Annotated in this window: 23 protein-coding genes; 12 read left to right on the top strand and 11 right to left on the bottom strand. The window is 66.0% G+C overall.

Features of this window, described 5'->3' with window-relative positions:
- Window positions 1–7: 7 nt before the first annotated feature.
- From GFD32_RS11450 to GFD32_RS11415, 8 genes are all read right to left on the bottom strand, one after another.
- Entirely contained in the window at window positions 8–661 is a 654-nt protein-coding gene (locus GFD32_RS11450; protein ID WP_163576716.1) for an amino acid ABC transporter permease, read from the bottom strand.
- Window positions 662–697: 36 nt separating this feature from the next.
- Window positions 698–1,354 (bottom strand): amino acid ABC transporter permease, encoded by a 657-nt coding sequence (locus GFD32_RS11445; protein WP_163576714.1) that lies wholly within the window; start codon window positions 1,352–1,354, stop codon window positions 698–700.
- Window positions 1,355–1,432: 78 nt separating this feature from the next.
- Entirely contained in the window at window positions 1,433–2,236 is an 804-nt protein-coding gene (locus tag GFD32_RS11440) for a transporter substrate-binding domain-containing protein (RefSeq protein WP_163576712.1), read from the bottom strand.
- A gap of 175 nt (window positions 2,237–2,411) precedes the next feature.
- Window positions 2,412–3,602 (bottom strand): acetyl-CoA C-acyltransferase, encoded by a 1,191-nt coding sequence (locus tag GFD32_RS11435; RefSeq protein ID WP_163576710.1) that lies wholly within the window; start codon window positions 3,600–3,602, stop codon window positions 2,412–2,414.
- Entirely contained in the window at window positions 3,599–4,882 is a 1,284-nt protein-coding gene (locus GFD32_RS11430) for an ArgE/DapE family deacylase (RefSeq protein ID WP_163576708.1), read from the bottom strand. The genes GFD32_RS11435 and GFD32_RS11430 overlap by 4 nt, the downstream gene beginning before the upstream one ends.
- Window positions 4,882–5,535, bottom strand: coding sequence for a 3-oxoacid CoA-transferase subunit B (locus GFD32_RS11425; RefSeq protein ID WP_163576707.1), 654 nt, complete (start codon window positions 5,533–5,535; stop codon window positions 4,882–4,884). The genes GFD32_RS11430 and GFD32_RS11425 overlap by 1 nt, the downstream gene beginning before the upstream one ends.
- On the bottom strand, window positions 5,525–6,226 hold the full coding sequence (locus GFD32_RS11420) for a CoA transferase subunit A (protein WP_163576705.1): 702 nt from the start codon (window positions 6,224–6,226) through the stop codon (window positions 5,525–5,527). Before GFD32_RS11420 ends, GFD32_RS11425 begins: the two co-directional genes overlap by 11 nt.
- A 34-nt stretch (window positions 6,227–6,260) precedes the next feature.
- Window positions 6,261–7,619: an aminotransferase family protein gene (locus GFD32_RS11415; protein WP_163576703.1), complete on the bottom strand. Its 1,359-nt coding sequence runs from the start codon at window positions 7,617–7,619 to the stop codon at window positions 6,261–6,263.
- Between the two features lie 121 nt (window positions 7,620–7,740).
- Here GFD32_RS11415 and GFD32_RS11410 point away from each other — a divergent pair, with 121 nt between their 5' ends.
- The gene (locus GFD32_RS11410) at window positions 7,741–8,646 is read left to right on the top strand and encodes a LysR family transcriptional regulator (RefSeq protein WP_163576702.1); all 906 of its coding nucleotides are present in this window, start codon (window positions 7,741–7,743) and stop codon (window positions 8,644–8,646) included.
- 37 nt (window positions 8,647–8,683) lie between these two features.
- Here the strand turns inward: GFD32_RS11410 and GFD32_RS11405 are convergent, their stop codons facing one another.
- Window positions 8,684–10,375, bottom strand: coding sequence for a methyl-accepting chemotaxis protein (locus tag GFD32_RS11405; RefSeq protein ID WP_163576700.1), 1,692 nt, complete (start codon window positions 10,373–10,375; stop codon window positions 8,684–8,686).
- 289 nt (window positions 10,376–10,664) lie between these two features.
- On the opposite strand from GFD32_RS11405, the gene cysK reads away from it, so the two are divergent.
- On the top strand, window positions 10,665–11,636 hold the full coding sequence (gene cysK / locus GFD32_RS11400) for a cysteine synthase A (RefSeq protein WP_163576699.1): 972 nt from the start codon (window positions 10,665–10,667) through the stop codon (window positions 11,634–11,636).
- 9 nt (window positions 11,637–11,645) lie between these two features.
- On the opposite strand, the gene rmuC is transcribed toward cysK, so the two are convergent.
- Window positions 11,646–13,073, bottom strand: a complete 1,428-nt coding sequence (gene rmuC / locus GFD32_RS11395; RefSeq protein ID WP_240455615.1) for a DNA recombination protein RmuC — start codon at window positions 13,071–13,073, stop codon at window positions 11,646–11,648.
- A gap of 168 nt (window positions 13,074–13,241) precedes the next feature.
- On the opposite strand from rmuC, the gene dnaX reads away from it, so the two are divergent.
- From dnaX to GFD32_RS19815, 7 genes are all read left to right on the top strand, one after another.
- Entirely contained in the window at window positions 13,242–15,191 is a 1,950-nt protein-coding gene (gene dnaX / locus GFD32_RS11390) for a DNA polymerase III subunit gamma/tau (RefSeq protein ID WP_163576697.1), read from the top strand.
- Between the two features lie 31 nt (window positions 15,192–15,222).
- On the top strand, window positions 15,223–15,549 hold the full coding sequence (locus GFD32_RS11385; RefSeq protein ID WP_163576695.1) for a YbaB/EbfC family nucleoid-associated protein: 327 nt from the start codon (window positions 15,223–15,225) through the stop codon (window positions 15,547–15,549).
- Between the two features lie 72 nt (window positions 15,550–15,621).
- Entirely contained in the window at window positions 15,622–16,227 is a 606-nt protein-coding gene (gene recR, locus GFD32_RS11380) for a recombination mediator RecR (protein WP_163576694.1), read from the top strand.
- Window positions 16,228–16,260: 33 nt separating this feature from the next.
- Entirely contained in the window at window positions 16,261–17,391 is a 1,131-nt protein-coding gene (gene rnd / locus GFD32_RS11375) for a ribonuclease D (RefSeq protein WP_163576692.1), read from the top strand.
- Entirely contained in the window at window positions 17,388–17,684 is a 297-nt protein-coding gene (locus GFD32_RS11370) for a YcgL domain-containing protein (RefSeq protein ID WP_163576691.1), read from the top strand. Before rnd ends, GFD32_RS11370 begins: the two co-directional genes overlap by 4 nt.
- 238 nt (window positions 17,685–17,922) lie before the next feature.
- Window positions 17,923–18,372: a YcgN family cysteine cluster protein gene (locus GFD32_RS11365; RefSeq protein WP_163576690.1), complete on the top strand. Its 450-nt coding sequence runs from the start codon at window positions 17,923–17,925 to the stop codon at window positions 18,370–18,372.
- Between the two features lie 143 nt (window positions 18,373–18,515).
- Window positions 18,516–19,238, top strand: coding sequence for a hypothetical protein (locus GFD32_RS19815; RefSeq protein WP_205599106.1), 723 nt, complete (start codon window positions 18,516–18,518; stop codon window positions 19,236–19,238).
- Between the two features lie 77 nt (window positions 19,239–19,315).
- On the opposite strand, the gene GFD32_RS11355 is transcribed toward GFD32_RS19815, so the two are convergent.
- Window positions 19,316–21,397, bottom strand: a complete 2,082-nt coding sequence (locus tag GFD32_RS11355) for a S9 family peptidase (RefSeq protein WP_163576688.1) — start codon at window positions 21,395–21,397, stop codon at window positions 19,316–19,318.
- Window positions 21,398–21,507: 110 nt separating this feature from the next.
- Between GFD32_RS11355 and GFD32_RS11350 the strand changes: the two genes are divergently transcribed.
- The 3 genes from GFD32_RS11350 to GFD32_RS11340 are packed head-to-tail and all read left to right on the top strand — an operon-like array spanning window position 21,508 to window position 24,593.
- Window positions 21,508–21,948 (top strand): hypothetical protein, encoded by a 441-nt coding sequence (locus tag GFD32_RS11350; protein ID WP_205599105.1) that lies wholly within the window; start codon window positions 21,508–21,510, stop codon window positions 21,946–21,948.
- A gap of 31 nt (window positions 21,949–21,979) precedes the next feature.
- The gene (locus tag GFD32_RS11345; protein WP_163576687.1) at window positions 21,980–23,800 is read left to right on the top strand and encodes a vWA domain-containing protein; all 1,821 of its coding nucleotides are present in this window, start codon (window positions 21,980–21,982) and stop codon (window positions 23,798–23,800) included.
- Complete coding sequence (locus GFD32_RS11340; protein WP_163576685.1) at window positions 23,793–24,593, top strand: class II glutamine amidotransferase; 801 nt, start codon at window positions 23,793–23,795, stop codon at window positions 24,591–24,593. Before GFD32_RS11345 ends, GFD32_RS11340 begins: the two co-directional genes overlap by 8 nt.
- Window positions 24,594–24,706: the final 113 nt, after the last annotated feature.

Below are 24,706 nucleotides of genomic sequence, written 5' to 3'. Positions count from 1 at the left end.
TTCCTCGTTAGCGGCGAATGGCGGCACGACGCTCTACCCAGGCTTGACCGGTTTCCATCAGAACGTTGATCAGGTAATAGATGACCGCGATCGTGATATAGAATTCGAAGGGGCGAAACGTCACGCTGATGGCGTACTGCGAGAGATAGACCAGCTCGGCGATGCCGATGGCAGAGAGTACCGAGATGTCCTTGACCATGATGATCATGTTGTTGCCGAGCTGGGGAATGGCGCGATAGAAGGCCTGCGGAATGATGATGTAAAAGAGGGTGGCGATATGGCCGAACCCCAATGATCGCGAGGCTTCGTACTGTCCGCTCGATACCGACTTTATGGTGGCAATGAAGATATCGGCGTTGTAAGCCATATAGTGGAAGCCTAGCCCCAGAACGCCTACCACGATGGCCGGGATCAATATCCATTGCCCCATGCCGAAGTACAGGAAGTAAAGCTGTAGAAGGAGCGGCGTCGTCATGAAGAGCCAGATGAAAAAACGCAGTGGCCAGTTAACGGTTTTTTTCGTGTAGAGGGTGATTACGGCGACGATCTGGCCGCCGATGATCGACATGATGGCAACCACCAGGCCAATCAGGAGCGTGGATCCTATACCCTTGATAAGGGTTGGAAAGTAGGTGATGACGGGGCTGAAGTCGAATTCCATGATGGCTTACCCTGGTTGTGTCATTGCCTGGCAGTTCTACAGATAGGTGTATCGCGTGGCGCGACGATAGAGGAACTCAACGATGCCCATGACGGCATAGATGATGACGATGTACATCAGGGCACTTACCGAAAAGACTTCCAAGGGCTTGTAGGTGGAGCCGATCAGGCGCTGAGCCTGGTAAGTGAGTTCGACCACCGAGATGATGGATACCAGCGACGAGTTCTTGACCAGGATGATGGCGAGCACGCCAATGGAGCGAATCATCAAGCCGGCTGCTTGGGGTAGAACGATGTGCTGTAGCGTTGCGAAGCGGCCGAACCCGAGCGACCGAGACGCTTCGCCCTGCCCGCTGTCGACGGATTCGATGGCGCCGCGAATGGCCTCGCTCATGTAGGCGCCAATGTTGAAGGCGCCGACTACCACGCCGCAGGTGAACGGGTCCAGGCGCAGGCCGATCGCGGGCCCGCCGTAGAAGACCAGCAGTAGCTGCACGAAATAGGGAGTGCCGCGAACGACGCTGATATAGGCTCGAGAGAGCCAGCGGATGGGCGGAATTCGTGAGGTTCGCATCGCTACCAGTGCGGAGGCGATGAAGAAACCGAAGAACAGGGCACGAGCCGATATGTCGACTGTGACCCAGGCCGCCCTGACCAGCAGCGGCGTTATCTCGATCATCAGGCTGATGTCCATGATCCCTCTTTACCCTGTTATTGTGATTCGAGAATGATTGAGGTCAGCAGGGCTTTCGCCCTGCTGGTTCAGGGTTCTTCAGTCGAACTCGACCCCTTCGCCGATCCATTCGTCGACGATCTCCTGATAGGTTCCATCTGCCTTGATATCGGCCAGTGCCGTGTTGAGGGCTTCCTTCAGTTGTGGCTTGTTCTTCTGAATGGAAATTGCCGCAGGCCAGCGGGGAAGTTCGCCCACATCGACCTGCTTGATAGCGAGGTCTTCATCGTTGAGCGCTACATAGACGGGGACGTCATCGGCGATCATTACGTCGATTCGCCCTGTGGTGAGCGCATTGAGCATATCAGGCAAACCCTGGAAGGTCTGGTTTTGCCATTTTCCTTCGCCGTTCTCGGTGGCCCATTGATTGCCTGTCTCGCCAAGGGTAGAGCCCACTCGCTTGCCGGAGAAGTCATCGATGCTGTTGACGTCATCGGTACCCTCCTGAACCCAGATGGAGAGTCCTGAGCTATAATAGCTGTCGGTGAAGTCGACGGCTTTCTGTCGCTCTTCCGTTACGCTCATACTGCAGATGCAGGCGTCGAAGCGGCCGCCGGCAAGGGCTGCAACGATGCCGTTCCACGGAGAGGTTTGGATGTTGACCTCGACTCCCATCCTGTCGGCAAGGGCTTCGGCTATATCGACATCGAAACCGACCAGGTTTCCCGATGTGTCGACATAGCTGAAAGGAGGGTAGGCACCGGAATTGGCGACCTGAAAGACGTCATCCTGAATCTCGGCAAAGTCTCGAGCCTGGGCCGGCAAGCTTGCCAGAGACATGGCGCCGAGTATCGCCATGATCCCGATGAGGGGACGATGAAACAACTTTTTGTGATTTGTCATGTCGATTCCTGCTCAATGTTGGTTCGTTTTTGTGGGGCTTGCGACACGTTCCGTGTCGCGGCATGTCGCATTGATGCTTCACGCTTTCGAAGCGGATCCGAGCCTTGCTGAGTCATCACCTCCTGTTAAATTTCTTGAACCTAATGTTCGACACTAGCAAGCATTACCGGTGGCGTCATATGCGTTCGAGGATCACGGCAATGCCTTGCCCGCCTCCCACGCAGGCCGTGGCACAGCCATAGCGGCCGCTGCGTTGGGCGAGAATGCGCGCCAGGGTGCCGGCCAGGCGTACTCCGGTGGCGCCCAGCGGGTGGCCCAGCGCCAGGGCGCCGCCCCAGACGTTGACCCGCTCGGGATCGAGTCCGAGCTTGCCGATGGCATGCAGCGGCACGGCGGCGAAGGCTTCGTTGATTTCCCAGACATCGACCTGGTCCACGTTGAGACCGCTGCGGGCCAGTGCCAGCTCGGCCGCCGCGGCCGCGCCGGCGCCCATCCGTTCCGGTGCCACGCCCATGTCGGCGATGTCGATGATGCGTGCCAGCGGCGACAGGCCGTGATCGTCCAGGGCGCTTGCCGACATCAGCAGCGCTGCGGTGGCCCCGGAGGTGAGTGGCGAGCTGTTACCGGCGGTCACGCGGCCGCCCTCGACGAACACCGGATCGAGGCCCGCCAGGCGTTCGAGGCTGGTATCGGGGCGGACGTTGGCGTCCTGTGCCACGCGCTCGCCGGCGGCATTGGCCAGCGCCAGGCGCTCTCCGGTGAAGTGCCCTTCGGCCTCGGCGCGTGCCGCCCGGCGGTGGGATTCGAGGGCAAAGGCGTCCATGGTATCGCGTTCGATGTCGGCAGCCTTGGCCAGGCGTTCGGCGGTGAGGCCCATGTTCAGCGCCACCTCGAGCTCGAGCCAGGGAGCCTCCTGCAGCGCCGCCGGGGCGGTCAGAACGCCTTCCTTGAAGAGGCTGGGGCCCATGGGCACCCGGCTCATGTTTTCGTAGCCGCCGGCGATGGCCACTTCCACACCGCCGGCCTGGATCTCCCGGATGCCGCTGCGCAGGGCGGCAAGCCCCGAGCCGCACTGCTGGTCGAGCTGGCGGGTGGCGCAGCCTCGCCCGCCGGGACCGAGGCGCTGCGATAGCCACAGCGGGTAGCGTCCGCCGAAGCTCCACTGCTCCTTGACCGGCAGAGCGCAGCCGGCGCTGAGATCTTCCACCCGTTCGGGGGGCATGCCGCAGCGTGCCAGCAGGCCGTCGATCACCTGGGCGAGCAGCGCGTCGCCGCGGGTGTCGGCCCAGCCGTCCACCTCCGGTTTGCGCGGATGGGCGCGGGTGAAGGCGCTGCGGGCGTAGTCGGCGAGATAGACGTCTTTCATGCGTCGCGTTCTCCGGAGTCGGCCAGCCGTGACCAGCGATGCAGAAACAGGGCGTAGGTGGTCAGCACGTGGCGGATCGAGTCGATGGAGACGCACTCATCCACGCCATGGATGCGCTCGGCCACCGGGCCGTAGCAGGTGCCGTTGATCCCGCCGCTGACGTGGAAGGCCCGCAGGTCGGTGGTGCAGGTGGAGAGGTAGTGGGCCGGTGGGGCGCCGAGCAACGCCTCGTGGCACGCCGAGAGCAGGCGGATGCCCGGCGTGACGAGATCGACTTGATGCCCCTCGGAGCGGAAGCCGTGGAAATCGAGTCGCGGCAGCGGGCTGCCATTGGCGAGCTCGGCATGTCGACGTTCGACGGTTTGCCGGACCCGTGCCATGGTGTCGTCTGGCGTCATGTCCGGGGGGAAGCCGACTCGGCCTTCGAGCACGGCATGAGCCGGTACGCTGGAGGCCCAGTTGCCGCCTTCGATCTTGCCGATGCTCAGGTTAAAGGGGTGCGGATGTTCGGCGTAGGCCGCCGGGCGGGGGAGGGCGTTGATTTCCGCTTCCAGCGCCTTGAGGGCGGGCAGGTAGTCGAGAATCGCCTCGATGGCGTTGCTGCCGGCGCTGGTGTCGAGCACGTGGGCCGGTACGCCGTCGAGGCGCAGGCGGAACCACAGCACGCCTACCTGGCCGCTGTAGATCTGCGCGCCAAAGGGCTCGGGAATCAGCACGAAGTCGCCTCCGTAACCCTGGTGCAGGCAGGCCAGGGCACCGTTGCCGGTGCACTCTTCCTCGATCACCGTCTGCAGGGTGAGCGGGAAGTCGATGGTTTCGCCGGCGCGGCGCACGGCCTGAACGGCTAGGGTCATGGCGGCGATGCCGGCTTTCATGTCGCCGGCGCCGCGACCGTAGAGCCAGCCGTCTCGTTCCCAGGGTTCCCAGGGCGGCCGGGTCCACATGTCGGTGGGTTCGGCGGGTACCACGTCTAGGTGGCCGTTGAATACCAGATGGGGGCCGCTGGCCTCGGGGTTGAGCCGCGACACCAGGTTGTAGCGTCCGGTGGCGTCCCACTCGGTGGGGGCGCGGTGCGGATTCTCGGCGAAACCGGGGGCATCCAGAGGCACGCGGGTCGCCGGCAGGTCGAGTCGTTCGAACCAGCGCTCCATGGTTTCCAGTGCGCCGTGCTCGTGGCCCAGTACGCTGTAGTCGCGCACCAGGTCGCGGGTCAGCGTCAGGGTCTCGTCCATCAGTGCCTCGCACTCGGCGACGATGCGTTTCTCGGTGTCGGTGAGCATCAGAACCTCCCCAGCCGCTGCTCGTCGATGATCAGATCGGCTTCGGTCGCCTCGCGCAGTTCGGCAACGCTCAGCCCCTCGGCGATGTCCACCACGGCTAGCCCCTGCGGTGTCACGTCCATTACCGCCTTGTCGGTGATGATGCGCGATACGCAGTGCGGCGCGGTGAGCGGCAGTCGGCAGCGCGTGAGGATCTTGGGGTTGCCGTGCTTGTCGTTGTGCGAGCACAGGATCACCAGGCGCTTGACCTTCTGCGCCAGCTCCATGGCCCCGCCGATCCCTGGAGAAAACTTGCCGGGGATCTTCCAGTTGGCCAGGTTGCCTTCGGCGTCCACCTCGAAGGCGCCCATGAAGGTGAGATCCACGCGGCTGCGGCGGATCATGGCGAAAGAGGTGGCGCTGTCGAACACGCTGGCGCCGGGGCGAGTGGCGATGTAGGCGCCGCCGGAGTCGATCATGTCGTAGTCCGGCGCTTCGACCTCGGTCCGCGGGCGACAGCCCAGCACGCCGTTCTCCGAATGCACCAGCACCTCCATTTCTGCCGGCAGGTAGTGGAAGAGCCGGGTGGGCAGGCCGATGCCCAGGTTGACGATCTGCCCAGAAAGAACCTCGCGGGCGGCGCGGGCGAGAATGCGTGCTTGATCAGCCGACATGGGCGCGCCTCCCCTGCTCGGCGGTGGTAGGGTCGACTCGAACCACCAGGCTGACGAAGGCACAGGGCGTGTGGATCGCCTCGGGCGCCAGACTGCCCGGCTCGTCGACGCGGTAGGCCTGGGCGATGACGGTGTCGGCGGCCATGGCCATCAGCGGATTGAAGTTGCTGGCGGTGGCGCGATAGGCCAGGTTGCCGTAGCGGTCGGCGCGCTCGGCGTGGACCAGGGCGAAATCGGCGTAGAGCGCCGGTTCGATGCCCCAGACGCGACCGTCCAGCTCGATCTCGCGGCGCTCGGCGGCGATCTCGGTGCCCTGGCCGATATCGGTCAAGAAGGCGTGGTGGCCGGCGCCGGCGCTGCGGATCTTCTCCGCCAGCAGGCCCTGGGGAAACAGCGTCACTTCCAGCGTGCCCTGGTTCATGGCGTCGATGGCGCGACGGTTGAGGCCGATGTGGGAGGTGATCAGCCGAGCCACGCGGTTCGCCTCGATCAGTTTGCCGATGCCGATGCCCGGCTCGTTGGCGTCGTTCTTGATCAGCGTGAGATCGCGCTGACCCTGGGCCAGCAATTCGTCGATCAGGGCGAAGGGAGTGCCTGGCGAGCCGAAGCCGCCGACCATGATCGAGGCGCCATGGGGAATGGCGGCGATGGCCGCCTCGATGGTGCGATGCTTGTGGGTGAGTAGTGTCATGTAGAGCCTTTCTTGTCGCGTTCATTCGGCAGTGTCAGCGGGCGACGCCGAGCGCCTCGGTCGAGGCCGGCGCGGCCACCTCGCGGTCGAAGCGCACCAGGGCGCGCGCGAGCCGCTCGAGCAGCTCGGCCGTATCATCGGCATCGATGGTCAGCGGCGGCGCCACCAGGAAATGGTCACCGGCCACGCCGTCGAGCGTGCGCCGCGGGTAGATCAGCAGACCTTCAGCCCTGGCCAGGGCGGTGATCCGGGCGAAGCGGTTCTCCTCGGCGGGGAAGGGCGCCTTGGTGTCGGGATCGGCCACCAGCTCCACGCCCCACAGGAGCCCGCGGCCGCGCACGTCGCCGAGCCACGCAAAGCGCGCTTGAAGCGAAGCGAGGCCGGCCTCGAGTTCGCGGCCGCGGGCGGCCACGTTGTCGAGCACGCTCTCGCGCTGCATGGCCTCGATCACGGCGAGCCCGGTAGCGCAGGCCAACGGGTTGCCGGCATAGGTGTGGCCGTGCTGGAAGCCGCCGGCGGCCATCACCGCGTCGACGATATCGGTACGGGCAAGGAGTGCGCCCACCGGGTAGTAGCCGGCGCCGAGCCCCTTGGCGGTGGCCAGCAAGTCGGGGGTGATGGCGTCGTGCTGATAGGCGAACCAGTCGCCGGTACGGCCGACGCCGGTGAGCACCTCGTCGAGAATCAAGAGGCAGCCGAACTCGTCGCACAGGGCGCGAATGCCCTGCAGGTAGTGCTGCCCGAGCACCCGGGCCCCGGTGCTGGCGCCGCCGATGGGTTCCAGTACGAAGGCGACGATCGACTCGGGCCCGGCGGCTTCGATGGCCTGGCGGGTCTCGGCCAGCACGCGCTCGACATGGCTGGCGTCGTCCGCGTCGCCGTGGCGGTAGAAGTCGGGGCCGGCCACCTTGAGCGAGGCTGCGATGAGCGCGTCGAAGGGGGCCTCGAGCGGCCGGTAGCCGGTCACGCCCAGGGCGCCCAGGGTGCTGCCATGATAGGAAGGGCGCAGCGAGACGAAGCGTCGGCGCTGCGTCTCGCCGCGGGCCACGAAATACTGACGGGCGAGTTTGAGCGCCGACTCCACCGCTTCCGAGCCGCTGGAGACGAAGAACACCTTGTCGAGCTGGCCCGCAGTGAGTTCGACCAGCGCCCGGCCCAGCGCCACGGCCGGGGCGTTCTCGAACTGAGTGCGGTAGGTGAAAGCGACTCGGTCCAGTTGGGCGAGCATGGCGTCGCGTATGTCGCGGCGGCCGTGGCCGAGGTTGCAGGCGATGGCACCGGCGCAGCCGTCGATATACTCGTGGCCGCTGGCGTCCCATAGCCTCACGCCATCGGCATGGCTCACTTCGGGCAGGGCCGGGCCCGCCTGATAGAACAGGGGGGAGTGGTTCATGGCAGTGTCCGTGTTGTCGTTATCGTCGGGAAACGATCCCGTGCGGTTGACTGCAGTCTAGGTAGGGGGGACAGTGTATTTCAATATATGATCTTTTTTACGAATTTGATGATTTTTAATCATGGCTGACGTCAACATCCATTCGCTCAAGGCGCTGGCGGTGTTCAAGACGCTATACGAGGCGGGCAGCGCTTCGCAGGCGGCACGCACCCTGGGCATCACGCAGTCGGGGGTGAGCCGTTCGCTGTCGCAGCTCGAGCACAACCTGGGATTGCAACTCTTCCTGCGCGAGAAGAACCGGCTGGTCGCCACGCCCGAGGCCAAGGAGCTCTACGAGGAGATCCTGCGCCTGATGGGCAACATCGAGGAGTTGCGTCACAGCGTGCTGGCGCTCAAGGAGTTCGGCACCTCGCGGCTGCGCATCGCGGCGATTCCCGGGCTGTCGTTCGGTTTCGTGCCGCGGCTGGTGGCCGGGCTGCTGGCCAGTCACCCGAGCGTCAGCGCCAGCCTCGACATGCTCTCGAGTCATGAGGTGCAGATGGCGGTGGAGTCGAGCCACGCCGACATCGGCTTCGTGACCCTGCCGGTGGCCTCGCCGGTGCTGCGGGTGGAGCCGTGGCTGGAAACCGAGGCGGTGTGCCTGCTGCCCGGCGGACATCCGTTGGCTAAGCGCGCGAGCATCGAGGTGGCCGACCTTGCCGAGCAGCATGTGGTGATCAGCAACCAGCCGAGCCTGGGCAACAATCCGCTGCTCGAGCTCATCGCCCAGCACGGCGTACACATTGCCGGCAAGACCGAGGCCAACATCGGTACCATCGCGGCGCTGGTGGCCAACCGAGTGGGCATCACGGTGATGAACCCCATTACTGCAAAGGATCAGCTCGCACCGCACGATGAAGTGGTCATGCGCCCCTTCGCGCCGGCCATGGCGTTTCGCTTCGGGCTGGTGTACCGCGACAACTGGAAGCACGCCAGGGTGCTCGACTTCGTGCGCGACCGGGGACGCGCCTTGCTGGCAGAGTACTGAGGGCCGCGCCATACGGCACGGCCCAAGTGGCGTGGCCTCAAAAGGCCTGCCACTCGCCCTCTTCCTGGGTGGCGTGGGTCAGCTGCCGTGGCTTGGCAGGGCGTGCCGCGTCATGGCGTTGCGGCCTGGCGGCACGCGCCGTGTGCGGGGTCGGATCCCGTTCGTCTTGGCCTTCGCTGAGGCGGAAGGCCTGTACCAGGGTGGTCAGGCGCTCGGCCTCCTCGCGCAACGAGGCGGCGGAGACGCTGGTTTCCTCCACCAGCGAGACGTTCTGCTGGGTGGCCGAGTCCATCTGGTTGACGGCGGTGCTTACTTGACCGATGCCCGACTCCTGCTCCCTCACCGCCGCGGAGATCTCGTTCATCAGCCCGGAGACCCGGCGGATGGCCTCGACGGTCTCCTCGATGCCTTCACCGCTGCGTACGGCCTGCTCGGCACCCTGGGCGATGCGCTGGGTGATTCCCTCGATCATGGTGCGGATCTGCTGGGAGGACTCGGTGGTGCGGGTAGCCAGCTTGCGCACCTCCTCGGCGACCACGGCGAAGCCGCGGCCATGTTCGCCGGCGCGAGCGGCCTCCACCGAGGCGTTGAGCGCCAGGATGTTGGTCTGGAAGGCGATGCCGTCGATCACCTCGACGATCTCGGCCACCTGGCGCGAGTTGGCCTCGAGTTCGCGCATCAGCTCCACGGTGCGGCGTACTTCTTGGGTGCCCGACTCGGCTTGGTCGGCGGCCTGGGTGGAGAGGGTGTCGGCCGAAGCGGCCGATTCGCTGTTCTGGCGCACGATGGAGGACATCTCCTCCATGCTGGAAGCCGTCTGCTGCAGGGCCGAGGCCTGCTGCTCGGTGCGCGAGGCCAGGTCCTCGCTGCCGGTGGCGATCTCGCGGGAGGCCACGCGTACGCTCTGGGCGCTGCGGCTCACCGCGCTGAAACTGCGGTCCATGCGTGCGATGAAGGCATCGAATTCGGTGGCCAGCTCGCCGATCTCGTCCTTGCGCTGGCTGTGGATGCGGGCGGTCAGGTCGCCTTCGCCTTCGGTGATGTCGCGGATGCGACGACTGACATCACGCAGGGAGCGCGACATGAGATTGGGCCCGACCAGGGCGATGGCCAGGGCGGTGATGAACACCAGGCCGACGAAGCCGAATACCCAGCGCTGCTGCACGCGCACGGTGGCGATGGTGTCTGCCTCTAGCCGCTCGCCGCGGGCGTCGGCGTTCTGTCCGGCGATGTCGTAGAGGTCGCGCAGTGCACCGAAGGTGGCTTGCGACTCGCCCATCAATTGGGCCTGGGCGGCTTCGATATCGCCGTCGCGATGCCTTTCGAAGACCGCTTGCGAAGCGGAGCGCCAGTTATCGAAGCGTGCCTCGTAGTCGTCGAGTCCCTGCATGACGTCGGGGTAGGCGTCGAGATGGGCCATGAAGTCGTGCATGCGGTCGTAGGCCTGCTCGGCGTTCTCCCGATAGTCGGCATAGTGCGCTTCGGCAGCGTCGCTGCCCGGCTCTGCGTCGAGCACGGCGAACTCGGCCACGCGGGCCTGGTAGAGGTCGCGGTCGGCGTTGAGCACGGCCGAGACGGCCGGGTTGAAGGCACCGCTGAATTCGGTCATGCGTTGTCGCACGCTGCCTACCAGCAGGGCATCGGCGATCACGACGATGACCAGGGCCACGGCGACGCCGATGAAAGCCAGCGTATACTTGACGTTGATGCGGTGCAGTTTCTCGAGCATGTGTGGGCCTCTGCGTGTCCGGTCTTGTGTGGTCTGGGGCATCGAGGTACCCCTTGCTTTGTTGTGCGACGCACGCCTGGGCGCGCCATCAATACCTCTTTCGGCGAATGGCGGGTCTTCTTTAGGCAGAGTGAGTACTCGCCAGCCTCGAACGCCAGATCTCACCTGTCGGGCATGGGGCATGGCCAGGCGGGCGGAGCAGGCGGCGAAAGCCAGTGCTACCATCGCCGAATCAGGCGTCGATGGCCTGCTCGCTCCCACCCACCCCAATTCCGCTTGGAGAACTTTCATGGCAAGAATCCATTCCGACAATTCCCGCTCCATCGGCAATACGCCGCTGGTCCAGCTCAATCGAGTCAACGAGGGGGTGACCATCTGGGCCAAGATCGAGGGGCGCAACCCGGCCTACTCCGTGAAGTGCCGCATCGGCGCGGCTATGATCTGGGACGCCGAGGAACGCGGTGTGCTGAGGCCCGGCATGCGCATCATCGAGCCCACCAGCGGCAACACCGGCATCGCCTTGGCCTTCGTGGCTGCGGCCCGGGGCTATCCGCTGGTACTGACCATGCCCGCCTCCATGAGCCTGGAGCGGCGCAAGGTGCTCAAGGCGCTGGGCGCCGAACTGGTGCTCACCGAGCCGGCCAAGGGCATGCCGGGCGCCATCGCCAAGGCCGAGGAGATCGCCGCCAGCGCGCCGGAAACCTACTTCATGCCGCAGCAGTTCGAGAATCCGGCCAACCCGCGGATCCACGAAACCACCACCGGGCCGGAGATCTGGGCGGACAGCGACGGAGCGGTGGACATCCTGGTGTCCGGCGTGGGTACCGGCGGCACGCTCACCGGCGTCTCGCGCTACATCAAGCACACTCAGGGCAAGGCGATCACCACCGTGGCGGTCGAGCCCAGCGACTCGCCGCTGATCACCCAGACGCGCAAGGGCGAAGCGCTGACTCATGCTCCCCACAAGATTCAGGGCATCGGCGCCGGCTTCATTCCCGCCAACCTCGATCTGTCGCTGGTCGACCAGGCCGAGACGGTGAGCAACGAGGACGCCATGGCCATGGCACACCGCCTGATGCAGGAGGAGGGCATTCTGGCGGGCATTTCTTGCGGTGCTGCCGTGGCGGCTGCCGTGCGCGTGGGTCGGCAGCCCGAGCACCGCGGCAAGAACATCGTGGTGATCCTGCCCGACAGCGCCGAGCGCTACCTCTCCACGGCGCTCTTCGAGGGGTGCTTCGGCGAGCAGGAGACGGTGCAGTAAGCCGGTGCGTCACTCCTCGTTGCGTGAGGTCTCGCGCTCGCGGCGGGTGTCGAGTTCCAGCTCGGCGCGCTCCACCAGTTCGCCGGGCAGCTCCTTTTTGACGGCCACGCCGAGTTCCTGGAACTCGGCGGCCTGCTTGATCAGGTTGCCGCGGCCGCTGACCAGGCGATTCATCGCCTCGTCGTAACTTTCGCGGGCGCCGTCGAGCTTCTTGCCCACCTCCTGCAGGCTCTCCACGAACAGGCGCAGCTTGTTGTAGACCCTCTCGGCACGGTCGGCGAGCTCGGCGCTGTGGCGGCTCTGGTCCTCGAAGCGCCACAGCTGGCGCACGATGTTGAGGCTGGTCAGCAGGGTGGTGGGCGTGGCGACCAGCACGTTGCTCTCGATGGCGCGCTGGTAGAGCGCCTCGTCGTGCTTCAGCGCCTCGACGTAGGCCGACTCCACCGGGATGAACATCACCACTACCTCGGGTGAATTGAGCCCCGGCAGGGCATAATAGTGCTTGTCGGCCAGCTCGGTGATGCGCTCGCTCACCGCGCGGGCATGATCGGCCAATGCCCGGTGGCGCTCGACTTCGTCTTCGGCATTGACGTAGCGCACGTAGGCGGCAAGCGAGGTCTTGGCGTCGATCACCAGGTGCTTGCCCTGGGGCAGGTAGACGATGGCATCGGGGCGCCGGCGTCCGGCATCGGTGGCGAAGCTGGGCTCGCGCTGGTAATCCTTGCCGGGGCGCAGCCCGGAGCCTTCCAGCACGTTCTCGAGCATCAGCTCGCCCCAGTTGCCCTGGATCTTCTTCTGTCCCTGCAGGGCTTCGGTGAGTCGGCCCGCCTGGCCGGTGATCTCGCGATTGAGCGCCTGCAGGTGCTGGAGCTCGGTGCGCAGGCTGGCGCGCTGTTCGGTGTCGGCGCGATGCAGCGTCTCCACCTGCTGACGAAACCCTTTCACTTCGCTGTGCAGCGGTTGCAGCAGCCCCTGGATGTGCTGCTGAGACTGCTCGGAGAATGCCTTGCCCTTGCGCTCGAGGATATCGTTGGCGAGGGTCTCGAACTCCTGTTTGAGCTGGTCGCGGCTCTCGCGCAGCAGCTTGAGCTGCTCGGCGAAGTGGTGCTGCTTCTGCTCGAGCGTGGTGGCGAGCTCGGCGTGGCGGGCGTTCAGCTCGCCGAGCTCCGCCGCCACCCGCTCGCGAGCGGCCTTCTCCTCCTGCCACCACTGGTGGTAGCGGTCACGGGTCTCCCGGGCGGCTTCCTGGTGCGCCTGGGCGGCGGTGAGCGCCTCGCGGGTCTCGGCGAGCCTGGCCTCCAGAGTGGCCAGGGCCTCGGCATGGTGGGCGCGCGCCAGGCGGTGGCGGCGCGCGCCCAGCAGCACGCCGATGCCGATGCCGAGCAGCAGCGCCAGCGCGCCGCCGAGAGCTGCCAGAAGCGGGGGAGAGAAGGTCATGGACGCCTCCGGGGGCTCATGCAGGGTAGTGCGTACACTGTACATCGGAACAGGTGTCTTTTCAGCCGCCTTGCTTTCCGCCGTCGCCCCCAGTCGCTAGAATGGCAGGCGATCGTCGATTCTCGGGCCCCGAGCCCGCCACCCTACGCTGCAAGGATCCCACGCCGCATGAGCTATCAGGTTCTGGCCCGCAAGTGGCGACCGCGCACCTTCCATGAGCTGGTCGGTCAGGAGCACGTCCAGCGTGCGCTGGTGAACGCCCTGGACCAGGGCCGTTTGCACCATGCCTACCTGTTCACCGGCACACGCGGCGTGGGCAAGACGACGCTGGCGCGAATATTGGCCAAGTGCCTGAACTGCACGGCCAAGGGGCGCGGTGACGAAGGCGTGACCTCTACGCCGTGCGGCGAGTGCGACAGCTGCCGGACCATCGACGAGGGGCGTTTCGTCGACCTGATCGAAGTGGACGCCGCCTCGCGCACCAAGGTGGAGGATACCCGCGAGCTGCTCGACAACGTGCAGTACGCGCCGACCCAGGGACGTTACAAGGTGTACCTCATCGACGAGGTGCACATGCTCTCCAGCCACAGCTTCAATGCGCTGCTAAAGACCCTGGAAGAACCGCCGCCCCACGTGAAATTCCTGCTCGCCACCACCGATCCGCAGAAGTTGCCGGTGACGGTGCTGTCGCGCTGCCTGCAGTTCACCCTCAAGCACATGCCCCCGGAGCGCATCGTCGGCCACCTGACCCAAGTGCTCGACGCCGAAGGCGTGAATTACGAAGAGGAAGCGCTGTGGCTGCTCGGCAAGGCCGCCGAAGGCTCCATGCGCGACGCCATGAGCTTGACCGACCAGGCCATCGCCTTCGGCCAGGGTGAGGTGCGCCACGTCGACGTGGCGGCGATGCTCGGCACTCTCGACCATCGCCACGTGCTGGCGCTTCTCGAAGCGCTGGCCGAGGTGGATGCACAGCGCCTGCTCGCCGAGGTGGCCGCCCTGGCCGAGCAGGGCCCGGACTTCGCTGCCGTGCTCGACGACCTGACCGCCGTGCTGCACCGCCTGGCGGTGGCGCAGATGGTGCCGGATGCCCTGGACAACGGTCACGGCGACCGTGACACCCTGCTGGCCCTGGCGGGTCGGTTCGCCGCCGAGGACGTTCAGCTCTACTATCAGATCGGACTCCAGGGACGGGGCGACATGGTCCATGCGCCGGATTTGCGCACGGCGTTGGAAATGACGCTGCTGCGCATGCTGGCCTTCCGCCCCCAGGGCGTCCCCAAGCCGCCGCAGACCCCGCTGCCCATGCGCGGCGACCCCGGTGCGCAGGGGAGTTCGAACGAGTCGCAGCGTTCGCCGCCGACCGGCGGCGCTGGGCCTGCCTCTACGCCGGCCGCGGAAGCGCCTTCGGCCGCCAGCCTGGATTCGCCCGACTCGCCACCCGTGGCGCCGGTGTCGGAGACCCCGCCTGCGGTCGATGAACCGCCCCGAGCAGAACCGCCGCCCTGGGAGCCGCTGCCGGATGCCGCTGCTGCCGAGCCGATGGCTTCGGGGGATTCCGCCGACGCCCCGGCGTCGGCTGGCGCGACGAGGCCTCGACCGGCGGACGAGCCTCCCCCTGCCGCATCTGCGGCACCGCAAGCGGCGGAAACGCCCGCGCCCGGTGCCCCGGATTCCGCCGTCGGCGAGATTCCCAGCGAGAGTGCCGCGGGCCAGCGCCTTGCCCATGCCGACTGGCTGGAACGCTTCGATGCGCTGGGGCTGGGCGGGCTGACACGCAACCTGGCCGCCCATTGCGTGGTCGAAAGCGACGATGGCGAGCGGCTCGTGCTGCGACTCGATCCTTCCCAGTCGGCGATGAACGCCGAGGTCCACGTGCGCCGGATTCAGGAAGCGCTGGCTGCCCAGGGAGTCGAGCGCCGCCTGGCGCTGGAGCCCGGTGAGCTGCCGGCCGATGTCGAGACGCCGCGCCAACGAGCCGACCGCCTGGCGGCCGCGCGCCATGCCGAGGCGGTCGAGGCGCTCAGTGGCGACCCTCACGTGCAGCAGCTGAAGCAGGTCTTCGGTGCACGCCTGATCGAGTCAACGGTCAAACCTCTCGACGTGACCGCCGGTCACTGACGGTAACGACCCCAACCCAAGAGGAATCACCATGATGAAGGGTGGAATGGGCAACCTGATGAAGCAGGCCCAGGAAATGCAGGAAAAGGTGCAGCAGGCGCAGGAAGAAGTCGCCCGCGCAGAAGTGACCGGCGAAGCCGGTGCCGGCATGATCAAGGTGACCATGAACGGTCGCCATGACGTCAGCAAGGTCGACATCGATCCCAGCGTCATGGAAGAGGACAAGGAGCTGCTCGAGGATCTGCTGGCCGCGGCGGTGAACGATGCCGTGCGCAAGGTCGAGGCCAACACCAAGGAGCGGATGGAAGAAGCCACCGCGGGGTTGACTCTGCCGCCCGGCTTCAAGATGCCCTTCTGACTCGACTGAAACCGGCTGCGCTCGAGCAAAGGGCGTAGTGGCGTTTCAGTACGAGCCGGCCAGAGACCGTTTATGAGTTTTTCTCCCCTCGTCGAGAAATTGATGGAGTCGTTGCGGGTGTTGCCCGGCGTCGGCCCCAAGACCGCCCAGCGCATGGCCTTGCATCTGCTCGAACGTGATCGCGATGGCGGTCGGCGGCTGACCGAGGTGCTGGGCGCGGCGCTGGAACGGGTCGGCTATTGCGAGCGGTGCCGCACCCTCACCGAAGAGCCGCTGTGTACGCTGTGCGCGAGCGCACGGCGCGACGACAGCGTGCTGTGCGTGGTGGAATCCCCTGCCGACCAGCTGGCCATCGAGGAAGCGGGCGGCTATCGCGGCCGCTACTTCGTGCTGCACGGTCACCTTTCGCCGCTGGACGGCATCGGTCCCGAGGACATCGGCCTCGATCAGCTCGAGGCCCGGGTCAGCCAGGATGGGGTGGAAGAGGTGATACTGGCCACCAATCCGACGGTGGAGGGCGAAGCCACGGCACACTATATCGCTGCCCAGCTCGAGACCTACGGCGTACGGCTATCGCGGCTCGCCTATGGCGTGCCCATGGGCGGCGAGCTCGAGTACGTCGATGGTGGTACCCTGACCCGCGCTTTCAGCGGTCGCCTGCCGTTTCGTGGCGAGTGACGCCGTCTTTATTTCTTCCTGCCGGATTGATGCATGACTCTGACCCCCGAGATACGCTGGATCGACACCCCCGAGGCACTCGATGCCGCCTGCGCCGACGTGGCCGACGCTTCGCCCCTGGCACTGGATACTGAGTTCTTTCGCGAGAAGACATTCCATCCGGTTCCGGCACTGATCCAGTTCTCCGCGGGTGGCCTTGCCTATCTGGTCGACCCGCTCGACGTCGAGTGCACGAGAGCGTTTCGCGATCTGCTTGCCGAGGGGCCGCTCAAGCTGCTGCACGCCTCCAGCGAAGACCTCGAAGTGCTGGCGCACTGGGCCGGCGTCAGTGTGGCTCCGCTGGTGGATACCCAGGTGGCGCAGGCGCTGCTCGGCGACGACCCGGCCATGGGCTACCAGCGGCTGGTAGAGCACTGGACCGGAATGAACCTGCCCAAGGACGAGACCCGTTCGGACTGGCTGGCGCGCCCGCTTTCCGAGTCGCAGCGCCTGTATGCGGCCCTGGACGTGACCTTTCTGCTGCAAGTATGGGAGCGGCAGCGCGCGGAGCTGGAGCGGCTGGGGCGTTTCGCCTGGCTCCTCGAGGACTGCCGTGAGCTGGTCGCCCAAGCGCTGCGCAGCGACGCCGCCGATGGCCAGTGGTACCGCCGTCACCGCCAGCTGTGGCGCCTGCCGCCGCGGGGCATCGAAGCGTATCGGCTGCTGACCACCTGGCGAGAAGGTGAGGCGCGGCGGCGCAACCTGCCGCGTGGTTGGCTGGTCAACGACCGGGTACTCTACAGCGTGGCCGAGCGGCTGCCCGAGAACCGGCACCAGCTGGCCGAGGTGGATGACATCAAGCCGAGCCTGATCAAGCGTGACGGCGATACGTTGCTGGCTCTGGTCCAGGAAGCTCGGCAGCGCGATGCCGAGTCGCTGCCGGCGGCGCTGCCTTCGCCCATGACGCCGGCCTTCAAGCAGCGTCTCAAGGCGCTCAAGCGAGTGGTCAATGCCGAGGCTGAGCGGCTCGGTCTGGCTCCCGAGGTGTTGCTGCGCCGCCGTGACCTGGAAGCCCTGGTGGTGGCCGACTTGGCCGACCAGGCCTTGCCGTTGCCCACCGGTTGGCGTGGCGAGCGGCTGACCGCCGACCTGACCCGAGCCCTTGGCGAGGTGAGCGACCGATGACCGACGACAAGCTGCTTTGCGAAATATTCAAGAGCGCCCGTAACGAGGAAATGTATCTCTACGTGGACAAGCGACGTGGCCTCGTCGACGTGCCGGAAGTTTTGCTCGAGCGCTTCGGCAAGCCGGTTTCCACGATGACGATGATCTTGACGGCGGACAAGCGGCTGGCTCGTGCCCGGGCCGGTGACGTCATGGCGGCGATTCGCGACAAGGGTTACTACCTGCAGATGCCCCCGGCCAAGGAGGAGTATCTTCTCGACCTGTATCGTACGCCGACGCAAGCGAAATATTGAGGGAGAGCCGCGAGCCACGGGCTGCGAGCTACGAGCCACGAGCGGGAAGTTGCAAGATGGCGGCGCCGGCGCATCATGCTGCCGAAGCCCGAAGCCCGAAGCCCGAAGCCCGAAGCCCGAAGCCCGAAGCCCGAAGCCCGAAGCCCGAAGCCCGAAGCCCGAAGCCCGAAGCCCGAAGCCCGAAGCCCGAAGCCCGAAGCCCGAAGCTCGATGCCCAAACCGATTGCCCTGGAGAATCATGAGAGAACGCTTCTGGGAGCGCTTTCCCCTGGAGGAGCTCACCACCGAGGAGTGGGAAGCGCTCTGCGACGGCTGCGGCCAGTGCTGCCTGCTCAAGTTCCAGGACGACGATACCGGCCAGCTGGCGGTGCTCGGCGTTGCCTGCGAGCTGCTGGACATTTCCAGCTGCCGTTGTAGCGACTACGAAAACCGCTTCGCCCGGGTGCCGGACTGCACCCAACTCAAACCCGAGCGCATCGCCGAATTCCATTGGCTTCCCCACTCCTGTGCTTATCGGCGGCTTGCCGAAGGACGCAAGCTGGCACGCTGGCACCCGCTGCTGTCCGGCGATCCCGAGCGTGTGCATCGCAAGGGCATCAGCGTGCGCAGTTTTGCCATATCCCAGCATGACGTGCCTGAGACTGAGCTTGAGGAGCATATCATTGCCATTCTACCGATCGACGACTGACGGTTTTCATCCTGCGAATCATTCTCCTGCCCCATGGCGCCGGGCGTTGCACGTGCAATGCTTGATGCTGAACTGTAACGAAATGTTGGCGAGACGTTGCGGTGGTTGACGGCTGACGAGCGCAGTGCGCTGGGAGAAACAGTATGAACGTTTTGCATAAGCTGGTTTTGGCGGCGGCCATCAGTGCCTTGGCATCGTCGGTGGCCTGGGGGCAGTCGACCACACAGGCGTCCGCTTGGCGGTCCGATCCGCTCAGCGAGGGCGAGTTGGCGCAGATCTACGACGATTTGATGAACAACGGAGCGGTGTTGAATCGGGCCGAGGTCAGCTTGCTGCTCGAGTGGCTGGCTACCCGTGAAGATCTCGAGCAGCTGCTGCTACGCAATCCACCGGCGGCTGGTGGTGCAGGGGGTACGGAGGCGGGTACCGGTGGCGGCGGTGGCGATGGCGGCGGCCTGGTGGCCGTGGTCGATGATTCGCCGGGTGGAGGCGACAACGGCGGCGGCGGCGATAACGGCGGCGGCGATAACGGCGGCGGCGATAACGGCGGCGGCGACAACGGCGGCGGCGACAACGGCGGCGGCGACAACGGCGGCGGCGACAACGGTGGCGGCGGCAACGGCGGCGGCAACGGTGGCGGCGGTGACGGTAATGGTGGAGGTGGGGCAGGCGGCAGTGGTGGTGGCTCCGGTGGAGGAGGCTCCGGCGGTGGTTCCGGCGGCGGTTCCGGCGGCGGTAGCGGATCCGGCTCCGGTGGTGGCACTGGCGGTAGCGGAGGTAGCGGCGGCTCCGCTGGCGGCAGCGGCTCGGGTTCCGGCGGCGGTGCCGGCGGGGGCACTGGGGGCGGCACCGGCGGTGGCAACTGAGCACGAGCGAGTCCGCTAGTGAGGCGACGAACGCCCCGACTGGATGCCGGGGCGTTCGCGTGTGGACGGTCGTGAGCCTAGGTTTCGCGCTCTACCAAGCCGAGTGCCCAGAGCAGGAAGGCGTCTTGCCGCGCGTTATCGTGCCACGCTTTGAAGCGCCCGGAAGCACCGCCGTGACCGGCGGTCATGTCCGTTCTGAGCAGCACCGGGCCACGCGCGCTGCCCAGTTCGGTGAGTCGGGCATAGAGCTTGGCGGGCTCCCAGTACGGTACCCGTGTGTCGTGCCAGCTCCCCTGCAGGAAGACGCTGGGCCACGGCTGAGCGGTCAAGTTGTCCAGTGGCGAGTAGGCCTGAATCCGTCGCCGGGCATCGGGTTCGTGGGGGTTGCCCCACTCGGTGTATTCGGCCGTGGTCAGCGGAAGGTCGGGGTTTTCCATGGTACGCAGCACGTCGACGAAGGGGACGTCGAGCACGGCGGCACAAAAGGCTGCGGGCGCCAGGTTGAGGCTTGCTCCCACCAGCAGTCCGCCGGCGCTGGCCCCGTAGGCAGCGATACGATCGCCGTCGCTGATGCCGGAAGTGGCCAGCGCATCGCGGGCCGCCAGGAAGTCGTGAAAGCTGTTTTCCTTGTGTTCTAGCTTGCCGGCTAGGTACCAGGGTTCGCCGCGGTCGCCGCCGCCCCGAACGTGGGCTACGGCAAAGGCCACGCCGCGCGCCAGCAGTTCCAGGCGGGCGGCCGAAAACCAGGGGTCGAGCACCTCGCCATAGGCGCCGTAGCCGTAGAGCAGAGTGGGCATCGGGTGCCCGACTCGGTCGGCGTGCATCACTACCGAGACGGGAATTCGCTCGCCGTCATGGGCGGTGGCCCATAGCCGCTCGCAGGCGAGGTTCTCGGGCCGGAGGTCGCCGTGAATCGGCTGGCGCTTGAGCAGGCGGCGTTCGCCGCTGTCCAGGTCATGTTCGAACCAGCTGGCCGGCATCACGAATGACTCCTCCCGCAACCAGAGTCGGCGGCTGGCGAAGTGCGGCATGTCACCCAGTGCCAGGCTGCAGGGTGTCTCGGGTAGCGGCAGGAATTCGTCACGGGTCACGGCGTGGCCGTCATCGAGCTCGATCACGCGCAGGTTGACCTGAGCCTCGTGGTGATCCCGTTCGGTGATCACCAGGCCCCAATGGAAGGCATCCGCCCCTTCCAGCGTCACGCTCTCGCGATGGCCGGTCAGCGTGTGCCATGGTGCCGTTTGCGGGGAGGCATCGAATGCCGGCTCTGCCACCCAGTCGAGACGGAAATGCGTGGCCTGGCGGTTGTGCAGCACGTAGAAGTAACCCGGGCGGTGGTCCAGGGAATACTCCATGCCGGCTTCCCGTGGCCGGAAGCAGCGGGGCGGCGTTGCTGGCTGCCGGGCGGGAATCAAGTAGCACTCGCTAGTGTCCTTGGAGGCGCTTTCCAGCACCAGCCACTCGCGCGAGCGTGTCTTGCCCAGTCCAAGCCAGAATTCCGAATCGGCCTCGTGAAGCACTTGCGTTGGCTCAGCGGCATTGCCATCGTTCAGCGGCAGCCGCCAGATGCTTTCGGGACGTTGCGTGGCGTCATAGCGGGTGAACAACAGCGTGGCGTCGTCCTCGGCCCAGACGAGTTCCGGGCCGATCTCCTCGAGCAGGGCGCGAGGCGTGCCATCGGGCAGCGCCTTCAGATAGAGCGTGAAGGTCTCGTCGCCGCGGGTGTCTTCCGTCCAGGCCAGCCAGCCCTCATCGGGCGACAACGCCATGTCGCCGACCTCGAAGAAGTCATGGGCGGCTGCTCGGGCCTGGAGGTCCAGGAAGCGTTCGGTCGCCTGCGGCTGATCGTTGGGGTGGCGCCACCACACCGGGTAGTCGGCGTCGGCGGCCGTCTCGCTCCAGTAGGTATGGTGGTCGAGTGGCGTGCGTAGGCCGGACACGGCCAGCTCGCGGCGCGCCAGGTGGCCGTGATAGAGACGTTCCACCAGGCTTTCCAAGGGGGCGAACCAAGCGGTGGATTCCCGATTGGCGGCTTCCAGAAAGGCAGTGACATCCGGATCGTCGCGGTTTTCCAGCCAGTGCCAGGCGGGATCGTCGGGACGGTGGAAGCGGGAGATGGGAGCGTTGGCACTCGAGTGCTGCGGCGGCTGTGCTTTCATGGTGGCAGGTGTACCATACTGAGACCGAGTATTAGCAAGTTCCATACTGCACGGCAACGCGGGATCGGGCGAGCCGTGATGTACCGAAGTGGAGGAAGAAAGAGGTGTCGATGCTGACGTCGGATTCGATGACCCTACTATGGCTGACCTATTTGGGTTTGTCGCTGGTCGTGCTACTGACCGGTTATCTGGGCCTGGCCTTTTTGCCGCGCTTGCTGCGCTTGCCGATCACCTGGGCGGTGGCCGGCGTGCTGTGGATTCCTACGCGTTTTCGTCTGCCGCTGCTCGATGAGGGGGAGTTCTATACCGGCATGGCGCCGGCGGTGGTAGTGGCCAGCGTCGCGTTTCTGGAAAGGAATGCCGAGGTACTGCTTTCCTCTGGTCTGTTGGTGGGGGCCGGCGCCGGTCTGGGCGTGGCGCTGGGCCTTCTGCAGTGGTGGGCTTGGCGGCGCTCCGAGGAAGCGCCAGCGGCGTCGCAAACGCGCACCAGACAGGATGGCAGCGGGGCCGCCTCGGCGGGGCAAGGACGTCGTGAGCCGATGATCGGCTAGGGAGCCACCCATGGGCAGGGCATCGCGAAGTATGACCCAGCGGCTGGTCGTAGTGCTCGGCTTTCTGCTGCTGTGTGCAGCCCAGCCGGCGGCTGCCCAGGAGGAGACGCCGCCGCAGGTGCGAGTCATCGTCGACGTGTCGGGAAGCATGCGTGACAACGATCCCGACCAACTGGCCGCCGATGCGCTGGAACTGCTGGTCACGCTGTTGCCGAGTGGCACGCAAGCCGGTGTCTGGACCTTCGGTGAGGGCGTGTCGAACCCCCTGCCGCTGGGTTCGGTCGATGCCAACTGGCGTGAGCGGGCCATGGCGCTGACTCCCCGTCTGGAAGGGCGCGATCCCTTCACCGATATCGAGGCTGCCGTGCGCGAGACAGTGGCACCCGAAGCGTCCGGCGAACAGCACCTGGTACTGCTCACCGACGGCATGATCGACCTGCCTCCCTGGCGGGGCGACAAGCCGGCGATCGACGACGCCTCGCGTCGCGAGCTGCTTGACGAACTGGCTCCGCGTCTGGCGCGCTCGGAAGTGACGGTGCACGCCATCGCCTTTTCCGACGAAGCGGACCTCTCGCTGGTGGAGCGCCTCTCCCAGCAGACCGGCGGTCTATCGGCACCGGTCAGAACGCCTGAAGCCCTGATGGGGGCCTTCCTCGATATCGTCGATCGAATCTTCCCCAGCGACCGTGCGCCGCTGCGCGACGGTGGCTTCGTCATCGAGCCGGGACTCGAAGGCTTCAGTGCCCTGCTGTTTCGCGATCCGTCGGAGCCGCCGGCGGTACTGGTAGGGCCCGATGGTCGGCGCTATACCGGCGAGAGTCCGCCCGAAAGCGCCCGCTGGCGTCATGAGGAGCGTTACGACCTGATTCAGGTGCCGGACCCGGAGCCCGGCCAGTGGCGTCTCGAAGGCGAGGTGGGCCGCGAGAGTCGCGTCACCCTGGTGTCGCCGCTGACGCTGCAGACGGCACCGCTGCCGGGGACGCTCTACCTCGGCTTCGGCGTACCCGTGGAAGCCTGGCTGTCTCGCCATGGCGAAGTCCTGCCCGAGGAGGAGTGGCCGGACCACTTGAGCATGAGCGCCGAATTGCGCGATGCGGAGGGCGACATTCAGGCTGCCACGGAGCTTGGCGCTCGCGGGCAGCGGTTCATCGGCGAGTTGCCGGCCCCGGCTCTCACCGGCACGGCTCAGTTGGCCGTGCGTGCCGATGGCCGGGGGTTCCGCCGTCAGCGAGTGCAGGCCGTGAACGTACAGCCCGCGGTGACCGTAGAACACGATGTGCAGGGTGGCAGGGTGGTGTTGCGCGCCGAGCACCCGGCATTGCATCACGGTAACACTCGCTTGCATGCCGAGCTTCAGGGGCAGCGGCTGGAAGCCCAAGCGTTGGATGACCAGCGCTGGGAGATCAACTTGCCGGTGCTCGACGAGAGCCTCACACAGCCGCTCATGCTGCGCGGGCAGATCACCCTCGAGGGGCGTGCTCGCGAGCTTCGCTTGCCGCGATTGCTGCTGTTTCCCGAGGGCGATACCGGAGTCGACGTTGCCGAGGTTCGTCCGGACTTGGCGGTGGAGCGCTTCCACGAAGCCCCCGATCCGGCCAGCCCCTCCTCGGCCGATACCGGCCCCGACGGCGTAGCCCGCTTCATCGCTCTGCTCGATCGGCTGCCGCAGCTGGCGCAGGGGCACTGGGAAACCTGGCAGCCGGTGCTGACGCGCTGGGTGCAGGCGCATGGGCGAGACCCCCGGTTCTGGGCGGGCCTGATGGGAGTGGTCATTCTGGTCGTGATGATGCGGGCGTGGCGTCAGCGCCGCCGGCGGGCGCGCGCCGATTACCGGGAGGAGCCACATGTGTGAGCTTTTGGCCATGAGCGCCAACGTGCCCACCGACATCTGCTTCAGCTTCACCGGTTTCTTGCATCGTGGCGGGGGGACCGGCCCGCATCGTGATGGCTGGGGAATCGCTTTCTACGAGGCGGGCGGGTATCGCGATTTTCGCGACCCCCATCCGTCGGTGCGTTCGCCCATCGCGCGGCTGATCTGTGACTACCCGATCAAGTCGCACATCGCCATCAGTCATATCCGCCAGGCCAATGTCGGTGAGGTGCGGTTGGCCAACACCCACCCCTTTACCCGCGAGATGTGGGGGCGGACCTGGTGCTATGCCCACAATGGTCAGCTGACCGGCTGGGAGACGTTGCCGCTGGGTGTCTATCGGCCGGTAGGCGACACCGACAGCGAACATGCCTTCTGCTGGCTGCTGGACCAGTTGCGGCAACGATGTCCCGAGCGGCCAGTCGGCGACGACGCATGGCGGGATCTATGGCGGTTGCTGCATCGGCTTTGCGAACGGCTGCGCGGTCTCGGGGTTTTCAATCTGCTGCTGGCCGACGGCGACTACCTCTACACTTTCTGCGCCACCAAGCTGGCTCACATCACCCGACGGGCGCCATTCGGCAAGGCGGCACTCTCCGATGCCGAACTGACGGTGAATTTCGCCGAGCACACCACGCCGAACGATATCGTTTCCGTGGTGGCGACCGAACCGCTGACCCGCAACGAATCGTGGGTTGCCATGCGTCCCGGAGAACTGCTGGTGTGGCGGCTGGGCGAGATCGTCGCCCGATACGACGCCACGATGAGCGATTAAACGCAAGTTTCAATCGATCGTTTTACAGCCTGGCGCCGCCTGGTATATCGTGTGGCCAGCATGACCAGACCTTCACAAGAAGAACAGTCGATTGTCGACGGCCGTGTCGGATC

This window comes from Halomonas faecis, from assembly GCF_010993975.1.
GTDB classification, from domain to species: domain Bacteria; phylum Pseudomonadota; class Gammaproteobacteria; order Pseudomonadales; family Halomonadaceae; genus Halomonas; species Halomonas faecis.
This window is presented reverse-complemented; position numbering and strand designations above follow the sequence as displayed.